We start from the raw sequence: 16,750 nt of genomic DNA, 5'->3' as shown, positions 1-16,750 counted from the left end.
TCCTACTTATGTATGACTCCAGAGGCATTAAATGAATTTAATGAACGATTAATACCGGTTATTGCCCATGACCATGCAGGGTTTGGAAGTGCTCTTTTAAGTGTTGGTTTGCTAGTATTGATGCTTGCGTTATGGGGAATTCGTGAGGGAGAACGTTGGGTTTGGTGGACCTTCACAATCGGTGCCATTCCTGCTTTTGCAGCAGGGATAGCGACCCACTATTTCATTGGTTATACCAATTTTATACACTTATTACCGGCTTACTTTGCATTAATTTTATATGTGGTAGGCATCATCTGCACGTCCCCATTTTTGTTAAGAAAATTTTAGATCATCAAACATGAGAACGGTTCTTATAAGGGTAATCGGAAGTTTTGCGCGCAAAAAAGCTCAACTAGGCTATAGATTCTGGTTGAGCTTTTCTCTTTCTATGTTTAAGAAAACAGGAAATCTATCGGCTAACTAACACAGGGATATCTTATCAGCGCATTTGATGTTATTTCATTCTGTATAAAATCAAGCGCAAGGTCGGTTACCTTAATCTACCTTCTTTATCGGTACATAAATATCCATTTGCTTATTTTCATTTCCCCAGCATCTTTCATCGTATAGCTCCATTTCAGCCCCCCCACTATGTTCGTACCCTGAAGAAGGAAGCCATGATTGAAAAATAAATCCCCATGTTTCTTGGATGCTTTGAACGAAGGTGTTATTAGTTGCTGGCGGTGTTGTAAAAACAGCATATTGCCCAGCTGGGAATGTTCTGTAAATCATTCCTTCTGGCACAAGCTCTGTTGAAATTACCTCCATACCGATTAAATACGTAAACCCACCATCTTGAAGGTTAAAATCCGTACAAATACCTAATTCAACATTTGGTGAGATTGGATTAGGAATATCATTCCGAAGATTATTTTGTAAAAACTCCTGCCAAAATCTTGGAATATCTGTACTATTTTGCCCATTCTGTGTGGTTGTTTGAATGCCATATCCTAGGACATGAAAAGTTGGTTTTTCGATTATTTTCGGTTCCATGAAAATCCTCCTACTATGCTAATGTTTGGAATCTATTTTATATTAAACAAATGCAGGTACATAACCTTTTCAGAATAAAAATTTATATTAGATTGATTGTATATCGTTAGGCACAACGGAAGGTAAAACAAAGGGACGTATCTCTGTTTCTTTTTTAATTAAGAAAGAAGCAGAAAATACGTCCCTATTTGTATTATTTTCCTGACTGATACAATTCCATAAATTTATTTACTTATTGCCTTTTTAATCATTGGAGCAACCTCAGTTGCTAATAATTCAATATTTTTGGCAACTTTTTGAAAAGGTAATCCACCTATATCAACTTGTGCTAGAAAACGTTTATGACCAAACAGCTCATGTTGTCGAAGTACCTTCTCCACAATTTGCTCTGGACTTCCGACAAACAATGCTGTACTAGGACTTGACATATACTCGAAGTCTTCCCTAGACATCCTAGTTCCCATCCCTCTTTGACGATTTACATAAGACCAGTAGTTTGAGTAATAAGGAAAAAACTCGTCTTTTGCTTGCTGAGTTGTTTTGGCAATGTAGGCATGTCCTGTTACACCTACCTTTAATTCTTCAGAAGAATATCCCGCTTCCATTCCCGCCTTATGGTAAATATCGACAAGCGGCTTGAAACGTAATGGATCTCCCCCTAAAATGGCCAGTGCCATACCAACTCCAAATCTCCCAGCACGTACGGCACTCTCTGGCGTACCACCAACACCAATCCAAATAGGTATTTGATCTTGTATCGGTCGTGGTGAAATTTCTGCATTCCTAAAGGGAGCTCGGAATTTTCCCGACCAAGTAACCGTTTCATTTTGATTAAGTTTTAAAAGCAAGTCCATATGTTCTGTAAAAAGCTCGTCATAATCATTTGTACTATATCCAAAAAGGGGAAATGATTCGATAAACGCTCCTCTGCCAGCAATGATTTCAGCACGACCGTCTGAAAGCAAATCCAACGTTGCAAAATCCTCATATAAACGAACTGGGTCAAGAGTACTTAACACACTTGTTGTACTTGTTAATTTAATTTGCTTTGTTTCCCTAGCAATAGCAGATAACATAACTGCAGGGGAAGAGACAGCATAATCTAACCGATGATGTTCCCCTACTCCAAAAACATCTAGACCAGCTTCATCAGCCAATTTTGCTGCTTCAATGATCTCTTTTACTCTTTGCTTGGCAGTTATTGTTTCTCCTGTAAGGGGATCCGGTCCAATATCAGCTAGTGTGTAGATAGCATTTGCTATACCGTTTTTATCTATTGTACTCAATCGGCTCTCCCCCATCTTATAACGCTAAAACGATTCGATTCCCAGAAGGATCATAAGTAATAAAAGTATTGTTTTCTTCGGTAACATTGGCTCCAATCTGTTTCAGATTTGATACACATCTGTTACGTGCCTCTTCATTCGGCAAAATAAGGATAAAAGATTCTAGACCTACACTATTATCAGCAGGAGCTGGTGCCCCTGCACCATTCCATGTATTGACTCCAATATGGTGGTGGTATTTTCCGGTAGAAAGGAATAATGCCTGCGTACCATATCGATTTACCACATCAAACCCAAGTCCCTTAACATAAAATTCTTCCGTTTTCTTTAATTCAGAAACGTGTAAATGAATATGTCCCATTACCGTTCCTTCTGGCATACCTAGCCAACTCTTACCTGGACTAACAGTAGTCAATAGATTTTCAAAATCTAGTGGATCGACTGTCATTGCCACCTCTTCGCCATGCCAGCTCCATTCAGATGGGTCCCGATCGATATAAATTTCAATACCATTTCCATCTGGATCATCTAAATACAATGCCTCACTAACAAGGTGATCAGAAGAGCCAAATCGTATTCCCTTATTCACAAAGTGAACGACTATATTTGCTAAATCTGATCTTTCTGGTAAAAGGATAGCAAAATGATATAAACCTGTAGTTCTTCCTTGTTTTGGTATTGCATTTATAGGCTGTACCAGTGACAATATACTTGTTTTTCCGTCAGTTGTTAGTTTAGCCATTGAATCTGTTTGTTCTAAAACATCAAACCCGATTACCTCTTGATAAAATTTTAATGAACGTTCCAAATTTTCCACCTTAATTTTTACATGTCCTACAAATGTAGTTGGTTTACTGTGAAATCCCATAATACCCCTCCTATTGTCCATTACTAAATCATTTATGTTCTAAAGATAAGATTGATTTATTTGATAAAAGGAAATAAATATGATAAAGCAAATCTAGTTATAACTTTCCCAATTTCATTGGGATTCATTTTTTATTTCCCTTATCTAAATAGGTTACTTTATGTAAGTAAGTATATTTGTGTAATAAATTAATGTCAAGTAACTAGTTTTACCTTTGAAATCAAATAACAATTATTCATGTGGTATACTAATTAAAAAGGAGTGATAATAAATATGAATCGACCCACTATTTGTCCAAAATTTGAAAAAGCCATATCGCTCTTAAGTCAACGATGGACTGCACTAGTCATTTATCAATTATTATCAGGAACGCAACGTTTTAGTGAAATTCAATCATCTATCGGTATAAGTGGAAAAGTACTATCTGAACGTTTAAAGGATATGGAGCATCATGGGATAGTGAAAAGAAAAGTCATACCAGACACACCAGTAATTATCGAATATTCACTAACAGAAAAGGGAATGTCATTAGAACCGATTTTAAGAGAAATCGAAAACTGGTCGCAACTCTGGATTCAACTTGAGAACGTAAGTAGTTAACTATTAATTCAAAACTTTATTAGTAATTTATATATCTTTTGTAAAAACTGTTATTGAAGAAAGGAGTGGCGAAAAAATGAAGACATTTGAATTAAAATCGGGTACAAAAGTAATGATTGATGAGAGTAAACTCGTTATTGAAAGAACCGGTGGAAAAAGTGCAGTAAAAGGTTTATTTGCAGGGAGAACAATGGGGCAGATGACGATTAAAACATCATCATTGACGGGTTTAATCTTTTTCGCTGACTATTTATTCATTTGTGCTTCTGGTTTACCTGCACCTAATGATTTTAAATTAACCAGTGTTGGCGAAATTAAACAGTATCCGAATTGTATTGTTGGAAAAGAGCACGAATTGGAAGAACTATATCAATACGTTAACGGTTTCTTAAAATAAGTATATACATAAAATTAAGCTCTAGTCCCCTAAATAGGGGTTTCTAGGGCTTTAATTGTTTTTTTGCTATGATATTTTGAAAGTGAGATACGACCCGATACCTAGTTCTTCCTGAAGAATTTTTGTAAAACCACCATTAATAACAGAATAAAAACAAGTCCGCCGAATATGACTAGTTCCAAATTCCCCTCTATATTACGTTTTACCCTTTTATGAATAGGTTCAGGAATTGGTTCTTTTCTCGGCTCTATATATTTCACATGATTCACAGTTTCTCCGCCGTAGGAAGGTTCCCAGCCTTTATCCCCTAATTCCAGCCAAATTTCAATTTGATCTCCGACAACAATATCCATTTTAGCTCCACCTTCCATTGGAACCCAAGAAGGTACGTAGGAATAGACGATATTCAACGATTCACCAGATTTACGACCAAGATTAGGAGGCTTCTTAATAATTTTATCAATCCTTAATTGCATAGTACGTATTTGACTTGAGTATCCTCGTTCTTCCGTCTCGTCTATAAGAAGTACATCCTCCTCGACCTGGCCAATTACATGTAAAGGGGATTTTTCTTTAAACTCCAATACCTCGGTCGGTGGAGGTGCTGCAAATACTAATGGTGCCATAACCAAATTGAGTAACATGAAGGCAAATAATAATATTTTTGTTTTTTTCATACATTTACCTCATTTATTAGGTTTTTCATATCCAAAGACTATGATTTTTTCATTTTCCTCCAAGTCAACAATCCAATAATCCCTATGATAAAGGTTACAAAAACGACGATAAAAATGGTCCCTTTCTTATTTTCTGACACAATGTCAACTTGTTTTTCTGGGTTATCACCCTTACCTAATATTTTCAAATCTTCATTAGCTGCTTCTAAATCTACAGTTCTATCACAAATTCCAGTGCTTAATAGGCTTTTTCCATACATATCAGAATTACGACCATAGACAAGATATTCTCCATCAGGGATAAAATGATAACCGCAATCGCCACCACCTTGACCGGTAGTAATTTTGATTTGAGATTCCTCCACGCCCTTCCAAGTTTGATAAACCTCAAAAATGATCTCCTTTTTGATATATCCACCCGCAGAACGTTTTTCCTTAATACTAATTACTTTTCCGCTAAAAACAGCATCTGATTGAGATAGTTCCCTTTCTACATTAGGTGGTATTACACAATCACATGCGTAAGCTGGGATTGGAAAATAAACTAGCATAACAGATATAAAAGAATAGAACAGTAGAAGCCAAGTCATCGTTTTAATTCTAAAAAAATGGACATTCTTCAACGAATTTCCCTCCTTCTATTCCAATTATGGATATTGACGATTCAAAACTAATAAAGTTTCATTAAAAAGCTAGGTTATGTTTACATGATATTCATAACTATTAAGAAAACCAGACAAAAATGTCTGGTTCAACTTAATCAACAATCATTCACTCCACCTAATGATTTAATTGATTTACATCCTTTAGATACATCGTAAGCAGTTTACCTTCACCATTTACAATTAAAATTCCATTTTCCGTAAATCTTGGTTTTACTAACCGTTCGTTTATGTGATCGAACGTTTTTAGCGCTACCACCTTATCCCCTGTGATTTTGTATAATTTCACCGTATTCGAATCTTTTTTTGGAACACTTAGCGCTAAATAATCCCCATATACGGCATAATCTTCGAATTTTGGGACGTTTAGTTTTTGCATTCTTTTGTCCCCTAAATCAAAATATGCCAATATTGAATCTTCGTTATCATTGTAAAGTAGAGCCCAAATTTTGTTTTTGGAAAATATTACATTGTTTGCATTCTCATATGGAGCCATAAACTCGTCGACTTTAACTTGTTTTTTCATGTCATATAAATAGAAGTGAATGGTCGATTGATCACCAGATTTAAAGCTTTCCGGAATAACTATGAAATTCTCCCTAAAGGATGCTTTACTACCTGCACCATCACCTGTTTGTTGATGAATGATGCTTTCGTCCATACTAATTAAGTCCATGAGCTTATAGCCTGCGAATTGATCATCATTTCCAAAAGATAAAAAGATCAATTTGTCATCAACCAGTTGCAAATCGCTCGTATGGATGTTAGGAACTTCCTTTAGGCTATGATTAAGACGATTTAATATTTTCAAAGTACTCGTACTGATTTCTTCCCAGATTAGCCACTTTTCATTAACAGCTATATCAAAGATTTGTGCGTTTTCTTTATGTTCAACAAGCACATTCTTTGTATTTTCCGATAACGAATAAGAATAAATACTTTGTTGGTCGGTGTAAATCATTTCATTCGTCTCTTCTACATAAATAGCATTAATTAAAGATGGATACTCCACTTCGGGAATGGTCACTTCAATTACTGGTTTCGTTTTTGTTTGTTGATAGGCACCTTGCTCAATCCAATTTTCAAAAGAAGGAACCGACAACATACCAGCTATTAAAATAATGGCAATACCACTTAAGAGAGGCTTAAACTTTATCGGAATTGAGCGTTTGTTTTGAGTGAAGCGTTGGTTTGCTCTGTTGAAAATTTTACTTTTCTGTTTTTCAGTTAACGTAATATGTTCTGGTAATGAATCATCAAGAATTCGTTTTATATCCTCATGCATGTTCAATGTCCTCCTCACTAAGTGAGATTCTAGCCAGTTTTCTTCCTCTTGCTAATCTTGTTTTCACTGTGTTCACTGGACAATTTATCACATCAGCAATCTCTTGAATGGTTAATTCAGCATAATAATACAACCACACTATTTCCTTATATTTTAGAGGTAATTTGTTAATCATTTCTGCCACGTGTTTTGTACTCTCTTGCTTCAACAATTCTGTTTCTGGACTGTGTTTATTCACCATCAAATAATTGGTGAAATTCGTAAGTTCCATCATTCGGTAAGACCAGCTTCGAAAATAGTTATGACATTCATTAACCGTAATCCGATATAAATATGTTTTTACACTCGATCTTCCTTCAAATTTTTCAAGGTGAAGGTAATAACGGATAAAAACTTCTTGCACAATATCTTCTGCTTTTGATTGATCCTTTAAAAAGGCATAAGCTAGGCGGATTAAATAATGACCATACTCATCCATCGCAGCCGATAGCAACCGATCTCTATCCTGCTTATCCAAATCCTTTCTCTCCTTTCCTTCGTAATGGTTAGACAAAACTAAAGGATGTTTGGTTTCATTTTGGTGTATGTAGTTGAAAAATGAATTTAAGATTAACAAAGCAAGCCCATTTAAACAGCTTTTTTAAATCGCGGAAGTACAAGGGGACGTATCTCTTCCTTTTTTTATAAAAAAGAAACAAGAGATACGTCCCCATGCATATCATTCTTCCATTTTAACGGGATTTTTCCCATCAAATACATCTTTTATGTAGGTTTTTACCTTTTCCAATGAGTCTTGATCAATTGTGACATATGAAATGCGATTAATCGTTGTTGGGTAAGCTTTCATTGGAATAGAATATACATCCTTACTAGATACATTTTTCATTTTAGTCAATGTTTTGGCAAGTACATCAAAATCCATATCAGTCTCTACATATTCACCGATATCTTTTAAAATTGGATTGATTTTTGTAATGGTTCTTATATTCATTGTTTCATCCATAAGTGCTTTGATGACTTGTTGTTGTCTTCGGTTGCGACCAAAGTCAGATTCCCAATCATCGCGGAAACGTGCATAATTCAGCGCTTGTATCCCATTTAATTTCTGGGTACCTTTATTTAAAGAAAATTGAGTGTTAGTTATTCTATCACGGAAAGATAAGTTTTTTTCTACATCAACGGTGACTCCACCTAATGTATTAACTAGAGATTGGAAGCCTTCAAAATTGATTTGTGCATAGTAGTCAATTTTAATATCTAAGAAGTCTTCAACTGTCATAATTGTGCTATTAATACCATAGTTATGTGCATGTGTTATTTTATCTAAATCACGACCTGCAATTTGAACACGGGTATCACGGGGTATTGACAAAAGTGATACTTTTTTGTTTTTTTGATCTACTAAAGCGACCATTAAAGTATCAGAGCGACCTGAATCCATCGTTTTTGAATCTAATCCTACTAATAGTACACTATAAGGTCTTTGGTTAGCCTCTTTTTCTGGTTTATATATATTCTCTTCATGTTGTTGCATAATTCTGTCTAAGTCACTTCCAGCAAGAATCTCTGGTCTGCTGGTATATACCTCACCGTAAACATAGTACTTAATTGCCATATATGATGAAATACCTATTATGGCGAGTACTGCTACAAAAATATAGATTTTCAATCTCTTTTTCCCCATAAAAACCACCTTTTTTAACATCTTAAAGATATATGACTATCCCTTAATTGTAATAAGAAAATTTGTAAATACTGTTTCTTTTTTCTCCTTTCATCTTAATTTGACGATTTAATAGCTTAATAGGTTGCACTTTGTCTCAATACAAAAAAAATAAAACATGATGGACGTATCTTCTGCTTCCTTTTTTTAAAAAAGAAGCATGAGATACGTCCCCATGTTTAGGAATGTCTCATTTTTAGTTGTTTGATTTACTTAGGGATTCAATCCGTTTTTCACTCATTAGATCACTGACTGTCCCAAGCTGATACCCTTTTTCTTTCATTTCCGTTATCATCATTCCAAGCCCTTCAGCAACAGGCTTTGTAGGATGCATTAGTATCATTGAGCCATTTTCAATCTTTGAGACAACTCGTCTAACCATTTCGGTGGCTGAAGGTTTTTTCCAATCCACCGTATCGACCGTCCAAAGAATCGTCTTCATTTGGAGTTGGTCCGCAACTTGAATTGTTGTCTGATTAAAACTTCCACTTGGAGGTGCAAACCACTTTGGTTTTATACCAATGGTTTCTTGAATAATATCATTAGTCTTTTGTATTTCACTTAATGTTTCTCCCCTAGACCGTTGTTTGAGATCGGGATGGCTATAGGCATGATTGCCAATTTCATGGCCCGCTTCTTTAATTATTCTAGCTAAGTCAGGATTCTTTTTAACCCAACTCCCATCAAAAAAGAATGTTGCCTTGGTTTGATGGGAGTTTAGAATTTTTAGAATTTCTGAGATATACTCGTTACCCCAGGCAACATTGATTAACAATGTAACCATTGCTTTTTGCGGATTTCCCCTATAGATTGGTTCGGACGCAAAATCTTCTAAATGGACGTTTGGAGATATTTCTTCATAAACAACTTTATTTTCATCAAAAACACCTCTTTTCTCCATTTTTTTATAACTGGCCTCTATATTTACACCCAATCCATTGTATCCAGGTATCGCTCTCCATACTCTGTCGACTTTTGCATCAATCGGCTCAATTTTATGCTGGTCATTGAATGCTTGGATTTTTTTATGAAGATCATCTTTATTTATATGTGGCAAGGATGATAAGTTACTTTTACCACTAGAATTTGGAGACATGGCGTTAAATTCGGTTGTGAAGAATCCTTGCGACATCCATAACATAATTGAAAGAAGTATAAGGTATTTGAAATAATTTCTCTTCATCTTTATTCCCCCTACATAGTATTTTCAATTGATAAAATAATCTTCGTAAAGCCCGCTAAATTGAGCAATCTAATAATGACTTAGAATACTTTGGAAACTCAACCTGTATTTAGGCTATCCATCCAACTAAGGACTATACTTATTACCTTTCTTTTTTAGGGACAACGGCTGTGTACTTCCATTCATCATCGTTGCATGTCTTTATCCACACCCTTTAATCAGATTGAATGATAAAAAATAGCCGAACTTCAAGATAGAAATGAAGTTCGGCTATTGATAATTGTTTTTAATAGGAGAAAGAGATTGAACCATTATTTCTTTCAAGAGATTCAACGTTTTCCTGATAACCTTTAGACTCATTAAATAATATTTCCCACTGTTCGTATAATCTTGTTGCTTTATGATAATCTTCAAGATTCACTTCAAAATCCGACTCTAACTTATCCATCAATATTCTGCATGACTCCTCCCATTCATCTAAGCTTTTTATATCGAAAAGTTTTGAAAATCTAGGTTTCATATTGTCCCAATAAATATATATGTTTTTACACCAATCCAACAATTGTTCACGGTAATCATTTTGGTCTTCAATTTCCATAAAACAATCACACTCCTTAAGTTGTAGCTACATTTATCAACCCACACTCGCATTTTATGTTACCAAAATCCCATAGGTCTAGACTTATAACTAGTTTTTTAGGAATTCTGACAATTATGATTTGTTGATCTCATAAAAAAAAGAAAATCTTTTTGGAAGATTCCCTTAATTAATCTTGTTATTCACTTATCCCCTCTAAATGCTTTTAGTTGTGTTTTTAAAGATGCATACAATCCAACAGCCGCATTTCCGTAAAAAACACCCATAAATAAGCCTGCCCATAGATTATTTCGGTGTGCAAAGAAAATAGAAATTATTAATCCAATTACATTTGCTATACCTGGAACAAAGGGCTTTGAAATCGGAAAGATCCATTTTAAGATTTGTGTCAGAATGACTACTAAAGGTACAGCAATAACTGCATCCCAAAAGTTTGTATGTATGATTGGAAAAGCTTCCATTAATCCACCTACTTTTTATCTAAGTTTTAAATTTCGTGAAAAATGCTATAAGCTGCACCTTTATATTTTGCATTTCCCTTAAGAATTTAGTCCTTAAATTTCAAGAAAATTTTTATATCATTTAATTATAATCTGTATGCAACAACCCTACTTGTTATCTGAAGACTCTACCAGCTTTTCTTTTTAAGGATATTTTGATAGATTTACTCTATTAAACTTCACGTCTAATATTTCTAGTCGATACCACGTGAATTTCTCACCATCTAACATCCAAGAAACGTTTAATTTAGTCGGTATTGTAATTCCATCTATTATCGTAGAATCCACCACTTCTCCAATACATTCAATAGGTTCTGAATGTTCATCAATTTCTTTGTACCTGAAGGCACTTATTTTTTCTAGATCACCATTGGGTTTAAAATGATAAATAGCAGTACCTGATACACCTTTGAAGTTCATCGTTGCTTTTGCGGAATATTTATTAATACTTTCCCAAGTGATATAGGGACTTAGAGCGGCAGATGGATACCAAGGTAATTCCATTAAATACCGTTGCAATGTAGATTTATTCACTTTTTCATTATCTCTGACATTCACAACAGTGAAAATAGAGGAAATTTTAATGAGCATTTGACTTTTCCCGTCCACATAACGATCTCGACCATAAACATTGATAAGGGGGAACATGTGCATCGTGACCTTCCAAATGAATGCAGGTTTGTAGGTGGTAACATATTGTTCCGCTACCGCCTCTGTCCATTCTTTTTGTTCAGGCTTAAGTTTCATCGTTCCTTTTTGCTGAAAATGAACGGTCTGAATCGTTTCCTTACCAATTAACCCAATGTTTGTGAGCCATTTCTGGACAGGTATGGGTAAGGGTTGAATCATTTCTTTTGTCATGATGGTTGATTCTGTTTTATTCGCTTCTGTTATCATGTTCTTAATTTCCTGATAGGTATGTAGTTGAAACATCCAAACTGCCAGTCCAATGGCGACACTTACTAGAATAATCACATTCGGTATTGTACCGAATTTTGAATCTTGCCACGTAGAAATAATAAGTGCCTGTGAAGTAAAAAGAGCAACGATAGCAGGAATCCACCACCATTCTTGATGGAAAAACCATAGGAAAGCAGCCAGTGCAAATGAAATAGTTGTCAAAAACCAAATTATGCCGATAGGTTTTGAAATTTCATATGTTAATTGACTAATTTCCACTAGCTCAAATGCATGAAGAAAACCAATGATATGTAAAAGTCCGTGAATCAGGATGAATAGAAGAAAAAACAGGTTCATATTATACCCTCCCACATTCCATAATGCCTTTCAATATCATATTACATTTTTTTACAACATGATTGAGGGTTTAATTTTAACAATATTGTTAATTTTCCATTCTATTTTATATTCATTTGTACCAATATTAAACTTCACTCCAGATTTATTTCAAATAATGATATCGCTCTGCCACAAACCTCCAATCATCTAAAAACATGGACCATAAGTTAGGACGACGCCTCACTGCCAACGGATGATAGGCAACAGCTGTCTGATATCCAAGAACATTATGCCAAGAACCTCGCAATGTTTTAACATCAGCTTCTGGGTTTTGAAAAAAGGATTGGACGGCCACATTTCCTAAACATACAATAAGTTCAGGTTTTTTCTTTTGAAGCTGTTGTTCTAAATGCATCATACAGATTTGGCGCACCTGATTCTTTTCATAAGCACGGACTGGTCTTCTTTTTAAAATAAAAGTCACAAACAGATCCTCCATTTTCAAGCCTGCAGAACTTGCTGCTTGTTGTAAGGATTGCCTTGTCCCGCAAACAATTGAATTTCCTTCACGATCCTCTCGGGCACCGGGATTATCTAGAATCACCATTATAGGCGCTTCTGGATTTCCTTCTCCCCAGACCATCCGTGATCCGTGCTCATAAAGACCGCATTCACGACAATTTTCAAGGTTATGAGGGGTCGGCTCTTCTGGCCATAATTCTGGACAAAAAGTAGACATGGCTTTCATCTCCAAGTTGTTGTATTTTATTAAATCGAAATAACCGAAAAGGTTATTATGCATTAAAGCATTTTTCCATTCTTTCCAATAGTCAATTAGGTACTTTACGATGTAATTGAGAACCTACTTTTGCTCGGTTAAATGTTTTTCATCCATGCTGTAAATATTCCACCTTCCTTTTTTTAAATATTCCCTTAAAGATAATATTCTACTAAACATAAATAGTTAAGTTTCTTAATGTAGGTTTGGAAACTCCAGTAATTTCTATATCCCTTTTTAGGAATAATAGAAACTAAAATCATGTTATGTATTCACTATCTATGCTTACATAAGGATGTTTAGTAAGAGTAAAGCTAATAGAAGAAAATTTAAATTACAGGAAGGAAGATGTTAAGTGGCAGATATGACAATTTTTATAAAAGAAGCAACAAGTAAGCAACCGATTCAAGCAATAGAAACGCTTTTGACCCAAATGAATGGCATTGAAAGAGCTTTAGTTGATGTAGAAGATGGTGAAGTGAAAATTACATACAATGAAGATCAGGTTACTCAGGAGAAAATCAAAAATAGAATTCAAGAGCATGGATTAAATATTTTAGATTAACGGGTTTAATCCAATAATAGCAAATATGGCAAAGAAAAAAACCTGCAAAGAAAATTTGGCAGGTTTTTTCTTTTTCTTTTAACCTCCAATTAAAGATTTTGTAGTAATAAGTATTAATATTTTCATTGAATTGAGCGTAAGTTTAGTAACGAATACAATGATTGAAAGAGGAAATTCTCAGGTAACTGAAGAAGTTGCCTAACTAAATTGGGAGGTCTCTATGAAAACATGTAATTCTAATCGCCTTCAGCAATTAATTGAGTTATTTAGTGAGTATGGCAAAACGGAAAATAACGGAGTAACTAGACTTTCATTATCTGATGAAGATATTGCAGCACGGAAAAAATTCCAAGAGTTATGTGAAGAAATAGAATTGACAGTAACATACGATGATATGGGGAATATGTATGCAACATTAGCCGGGAAGCAAAACTTGCCGCCTATCGTAATAGGTTCTCATTTGGACTCTGTTATCAAAGGCGGGCGTTTCGATGGTGTGCTAGGAGTCTTAACTGCTTTAGAGGCAGTTTATACAATAAAAGAAGAAAATATCGAGTTAGACTACCCCATTACAATCGTGAATTTTACTAATGAAGAAGGAGCTCGGTTTGAGCCATCCCTTATGGCTTCTGGTGTGTTATCCGGCAAGTTTGATAAAACAAAGATGATTGCTTCAACAGATAAAAATGGGATTCCATTTGCTCAAGCATTAAATGAAAGTGGTTTCGAAGGATTGAAGGAAAATCGATTAAAAGAAGCTAGTGCTTATATTGAACTCCATATTGAACAAGGACCCGTACTTGAACGGAAAAACTTAGATATTGGTGTTGTAGAAGGTGTACTAGGGATGGTATGCTATGAAATCTCTGTGTATGGAGAATCCAATCATGCAGGTACAACGCCGATTAGCATGCGAAAGGATCCGATGTTCACTACTGCTAATATGATTGCAGATATGCAAAAGCAGCTACAAAGACTAGATTCAGATCTTGTTTACACCATCGGACGTATGAATGCTTATCCAAATATTCATACAGTAATTCCTTCAGAAGTAACCTTTACTTTAGAGGCAAGACACAGAGATCCTGGGGTCATCGCAGAAGTAACACGAATGGTGGAAGAATTACCAGGAAATATAAATGGCTGCTCCATTAAATCAACACGTTTATGGGATCGAGATACAGTTGACTTTAATGAAGGAGTAGTAAATGCTGTGGAATATGCGTGTAAGGAGTTAGGTTATAAAGAAAATCGAATGTATAGCGGTGCTGGACATGATGCTCAATTCATCGCTTCTTATATTCCATCGGCAATGATTTTTGTACCAAGTGTTAATGGATACAGTCATCGTGAGGATGAATTAACTTCATATAAAGACTGTGCAAAAGGGGCTAACGTTTTGCTCAACGCTGTATTAAAATTGTGCCTTGAAAAAGTGAGCAAGTAGGGCAACTCACACCTTTGTATAGGACAATTTTTGAAGTATGAAGTTTTCACCATAATTTTATCAAGAATTAAAAAGCCTCAACCACTTGTCTACCAAGTAATTGAGGCTTTTTAAATTCATGCAAATAATTAGTCCTTTGGATTAGAAGAAACAAAGGGTAAATAATCATCTGTAAAAGCTACTAATTTACCCCAATTTTGTTGAATTTTCTGTTAGAGCCCTGAAACCATGATATCCACCAAATGTTTCCTCACATCCACCTGGATCGCTAGATCAAAAGCTTGTATACTGCTTTACAACTTCACTTTGATTTCCTATGAATCTCATACCCATTAGAAACTAATTTAATTTTTTTATGACAATAGAAGCGTTTACGTTTGTTTGAGTGCCTCCTGCTAAAGTCTGAAGGATAACTGCTGCAGCAGAAGAATGATTCCGAAGTGTAAGAACATCGAAGGTTGATATAACCAATATAGCCTGACCGTTGTTTTGCTGAGTGCCGGCACCTGTACCGTAGACTGTTCCCGGAACTTCCGTTGTTCCATTTAAAAATAATGCGAATTGGTTGGGTTCTACACCCGTCACGGAGAAAGTAACCTCGTAAATACCCGGATTGACAAATATAATAGATTCGGTGGTTGGAGCATGAATAATACCAGGTGTTATAGGACCATTATGACTAAAATCAACATCTGCCTCTATTGCAACCGTTTGAGGAAGTAAGTTGTAAATATACGCGTATTCAGATATCCCACCTGTTCCAGCAGCACCTGTTGCACCCGTTGCTCCTGCTTCACCTGTTGCTCCTGTCGCGCCTGTTGCTCCTGCTTCACCTGTCGCACCCGTTGCTCCTGTTGCTCCTGTCGCACCTGTTGCTCCTGCTTCACCTGTCGCTCCTGTCGCTCCTGTTGCTCCTGCTTCACCTGTTGCACCTGTTGCTCCTGTCGCACCCGTTGCTCCTGCTTCACCTGTCGCACCCGTTGCTCCTGTTGCTCCTGTTGCTCCTGCTGCTCCTGTAGCACCCGTTGCTCCTGTTGCTCCTGCTGCTCCTGTCGCACCCGTTGCTCCTGCTTCACCTGTTGCTCCTGTCGCACCTGTTGCTCCTGCTTCACCTGTTGCTCCTGTCGCACCTGTTGCTCCTGTCGCACCTGTTGCACCTGTTGCTCCTGTTGCTCCTGCTTCACCTGTCGCACCAGTTGCTCCTGCTTCACCTGTTGCACCTGTTGCTCCTACTTCACCTGTTGCTCCTGTCGCACCTGTTGCTCCTGTCGCACCTGTTGCTCCTGCTTCACCTGTCGCACCAGTTGCTCCTGCTTCACCTGTTGCACCTGTTGCTCCTGCTTCACCTGTTGCACCTGTTGCACCTGTTGCTCCTGTCGCACCCGTTGCTCCTGCTTCACCTGTCGCACCAGTTGCTCCTGCTTCACCTGTTGCACCTGTTGCTCCTGTTGCTCCTGTTACTCCTGCTTCACCTGTTGCACCTGTTGCTCCTGTTGCTCCTGTCGCACCCGTTGCTCCTGCTTCACCTGTCGCACCTGTTGCTCCTGCTTCACCTGTTGCACCTGTTGCTCCAGTGTTTCCAGTAGGTCCGGTTGGTCCAGTAGCGCCAGTACCACCTGTTGCTCCAGTATTACCAGTGTTTCCTGTATTACCAGTTGGTCCAGTCGGCCCGGTACCACCCGTTGCTCCAGTATTACCTGTATTTCCTGTATTACCAGTTGGTCCAGTTGGTCCAGTCGGCCCGGTACCACCCGTTGCTCCAGTATTACCTGTGTTTCCTGTATTACCAGTTGGTCCAGTTGGTCCAGTCGGCCCGGTACCACCCGTTGCTCCAGTATTACCTGTGTTTCCTGTATTACCAGTTGGTCCAGTCGGTCCGGTACCACCCGTTGCTCCAGTATTACCAG

General features: G+C 36.7%; 17 protein-coding genes and 2 pseudogenes. 5 read left to right on the top strand and 14 right to left on the bottom strand.

The genetic code is table 11. The features are described from left to right. Positions 1-330, top strand: a pseudogene (locus LRP83_RS22600) (dihydroorotate dehydrogenase); the annotation flags it as partial. 207 nt (positions 331-537) lie between these two features. On the opposite strand, the gene LRP83_RS22595 reads toward LRP83_RS22600, so the two are convergent. From LRP83_RS22595 to LRP83_RS22585, 3 genes are all read right to left on the bottom strand, one after another. Next, positions 538-1,035, bottom strand: a complete 498-nt coding sequence (locus LRP83_RS22595) for a GyrI-like domain-containing protein (RefSeq protein ID WP_230499092.1) — start codon at positions 1,033-1,035, stop codon at positions 538-540. A 224-nt stretch (positions 1,036-1,259) separates the two neighbouring features. Beyond that, positions 1,260-2,336 carry an LLM class flavin-dependent oxidoreductase gene (locus tag LRP83_RS22590; protein WP_230499091.1) on the bottom strand — a complete coding sequence of 359 codons (1,077 nt, stop codon included), beginning with the start codon at positions 2,334-2,336 and terminating at the stop codon, positions 1,260-1,262. Between the two features lies 1 nt (position 2,337). Then, the gene (locus LRP83_RS22585) at positions 2,338-3,189 is read right to left on the bottom strand and encodes a VOC family protein (RefSeq protein ID WP_230499090.1); all 852 of its coding nucleotides are present in this window, start codon (positions 3,187-3,189) and stop codon (positions 2,338-2,340) included. Between the two features lie 273 nt (positions 3,190-3,462). On the opposite strand from LRP83_RS22585, the gene LRP83_RS22580 reads away from it, so the two are divergent. Beyond that, positions 3,463-3,789 carry a winged helix-turn-helix transcriptional regulator gene (locus tag LRP83_RS22580; protein ID WP_230499089.1) on the top strand — a complete coding sequence of 109 codons (327 nt, stop codon included), beginning with the start codon at positions 3,463-3,465 and terminating at the stop codon, positions 3,787-3,789. Between the two features lie 76 nt (positions 3,790-3,865). Continuing rightward, positions 3,866-4,186, top strand: coding sequence for a hypothetical protein (locus LRP83_RS22575; protein WP_230499088.1), 321 nt, complete (start codon positions 3,866-3,868; stop codon positions 4,184-4,186). Positions 4,187-4,287: 101 nt separating this feature from the next. Here the strand turns inward: LRP83_RS22575 and LRP83_RS22570 are convergent, their stop codons facing one another. The 10 genes from LRP83_RS22570 to LRP83_RS22525 all read right to left on the bottom strand — a co-directional run bounded on the left by LRP83_RS22570 (position 4,288) and on the right by LRP83_RS22525 (position 12,792). After that, complete coding sequence (locus tag LRP83_RS22570; RefSeq protein ID WP_230499087.1) at positions 4,288-4,863, bottom strand: hypothetical protein; 576 nt, start codon at positions 4,861-4,863, stop codon at positions 4,288-4,290. Between the two features lie 38 nt (positions 4,864-4,901). After that, entirely contained in the window at positions 4,902-5,486 is a 585-nt protein-coding gene (locus tag LRP83_RS22565) for a hypothetical protein (RefSeq protein WP_230499086.1), read from the bottom strand. Between the two features lie 157 nt (positions 5,487-5,643). Then, positions 5,644-6,810, bottom strand: coding sequence for a hypothetical protein (locus LRP83_RS22560; RefSeq protein WP_230499085.1), 1,167 nt, complete (start codon positions 6,808-6,810; stop codon positions 5,644-5,646). Continuing rightward, positions 6,803-7,327, bottom strand: a complete 525-nt coding sequence (locus LRP83_RS22555; protein ID WP_230499084.1) for a sigma-70 family RNA polymerase sigma factor — start codon at positions 7,325-7,327, stop codon at positions 6,803-6,805. Before LRP83_RS22555 ends, LRP83_RS22560 begins: the two co-directional genes overlap by 8 nt. A gap of 201 nt (positions 7,328-7,528) precedes the next feature. Further along, positions 7,529-8,494 (bottom strand): LCP family protein, encoded by a 966-nt coding sequence (locus LRP83_RS22550; protein ID WP_230499083.1) that lies wholly within the window; start codon positions 8,492-8,494, stop codon positions 7,529-7,531. 235 nt (positions 8,495-8,729) lie between these two features. Continuing rightward, positions 8,730-9,716: a polysaccharide deacetylase family protein gene (locus LRP83_RS22545; RefSeq protein ID WP_230499082.1), complete on the bottom strand. Its 987-nt coding sequence runs from the start codon at positions 9,714-9,716 to the stop codon at positions 8,730-8,732. A gap of 286 nt (positions 9,717-10,002) precedes the next feature. Then, the gene (locus tag LRP83_RS22540) at positions 10,003-10,314 is read right to left on the bottom strand and encodes a hypothetical protein (RefSeq protein WP_230499081.1); all 312 of its coding nucleotides are present in this window, start codon (positions 10,312-10,314) and stop codon (positions 10,003-10,005) included. A 182-nt stretch (positions 10,315-10,496) separates the two neighbouring features. Then, positions 10,497-10,775, bottom strand: a complete 279-nt coding sequence (locus LRP83_RS22535) for a hypothetical protein (protein ID WP_230499080.1) — start codon at positions 10,773-10,775, stop codon at positions 10,497-10,499. A gap of 183 nt (positions 10,776-10,958) precedes the next feature. Beyond that, complete coding sequence (locus LRP83_RS22530; protein ID WP_230499079.1) at positions 10,959-12,071, bottom strand: DUF6920 family protein; 1,113 nt, start codon at positions 12,069-12,071, stop codon at positions 10,959-10,961. Positions 12,072-12,216: 145 nt separating this feature from the next. Then, entirely contained in the window at positions 12,217-12,792 is a 576-nt protein-coding gene (locus tag LRP83_RS22525) for a uracil-DNA glycosylase (RefSeq protein ID WP_230499078.1), read from the bottom strand. A 403-nt stretch (positions 12,793-13,195) separates the two neighbouring features. Between LRP83_RS22525 and LRP83_RS22520 the strand changes: the two genes are divergently transcribed. Next, complete coding sequence (locus LRP83_RS22520) at positions 13,196-13,396, top strand: heavy-metal-associated domain-containing protein (protein WP_230499093.1); 201 nt, start codon at positions 13,196-13,198, stop codon at positions 13,394-13,396. 220 nt (positions 13,397-13,616) lie between these two features. Next, the gene (locus LRP83_RS22515) at positions 13,617-14,843 is read left to right on the top strand and encodes a Zn-dependent hydrolase (RefSeq protein ID WP_230499077.1); all 1,227 of its coding nucleotides are present in this window, start codon (positions 13,617-13,619) and stop codon (positions 14,841-14,843) included. Between the two features lie 339 nt (positions 14,844-15,182). Here LRP83_RS22515 and LRP83_RS22510 read toward each other — a convergent pair. Continuing rightward, a pseudogene (locus LRP83_RS22510) lies at positions 15,183-16,750 on the bottom strand (collagen-like protein); the annotation flags it as partial.

This window comes from Pseudoneobacillus rhizosphaerae (genome assembly GCF_917563885.1).
Classification (GTDB): Bacteria; Bacillota; Bacilli; order Bacillales; family Cytobacillaceae; genus Pseudoneobacillus; species Pseudoneobacillus rhizosphaerae.
The sequence above is the reverse complement of the archived record's forward strand: the minus strand, read 5'-3'. Positions and strand labels throughout refer to the sequence as shown.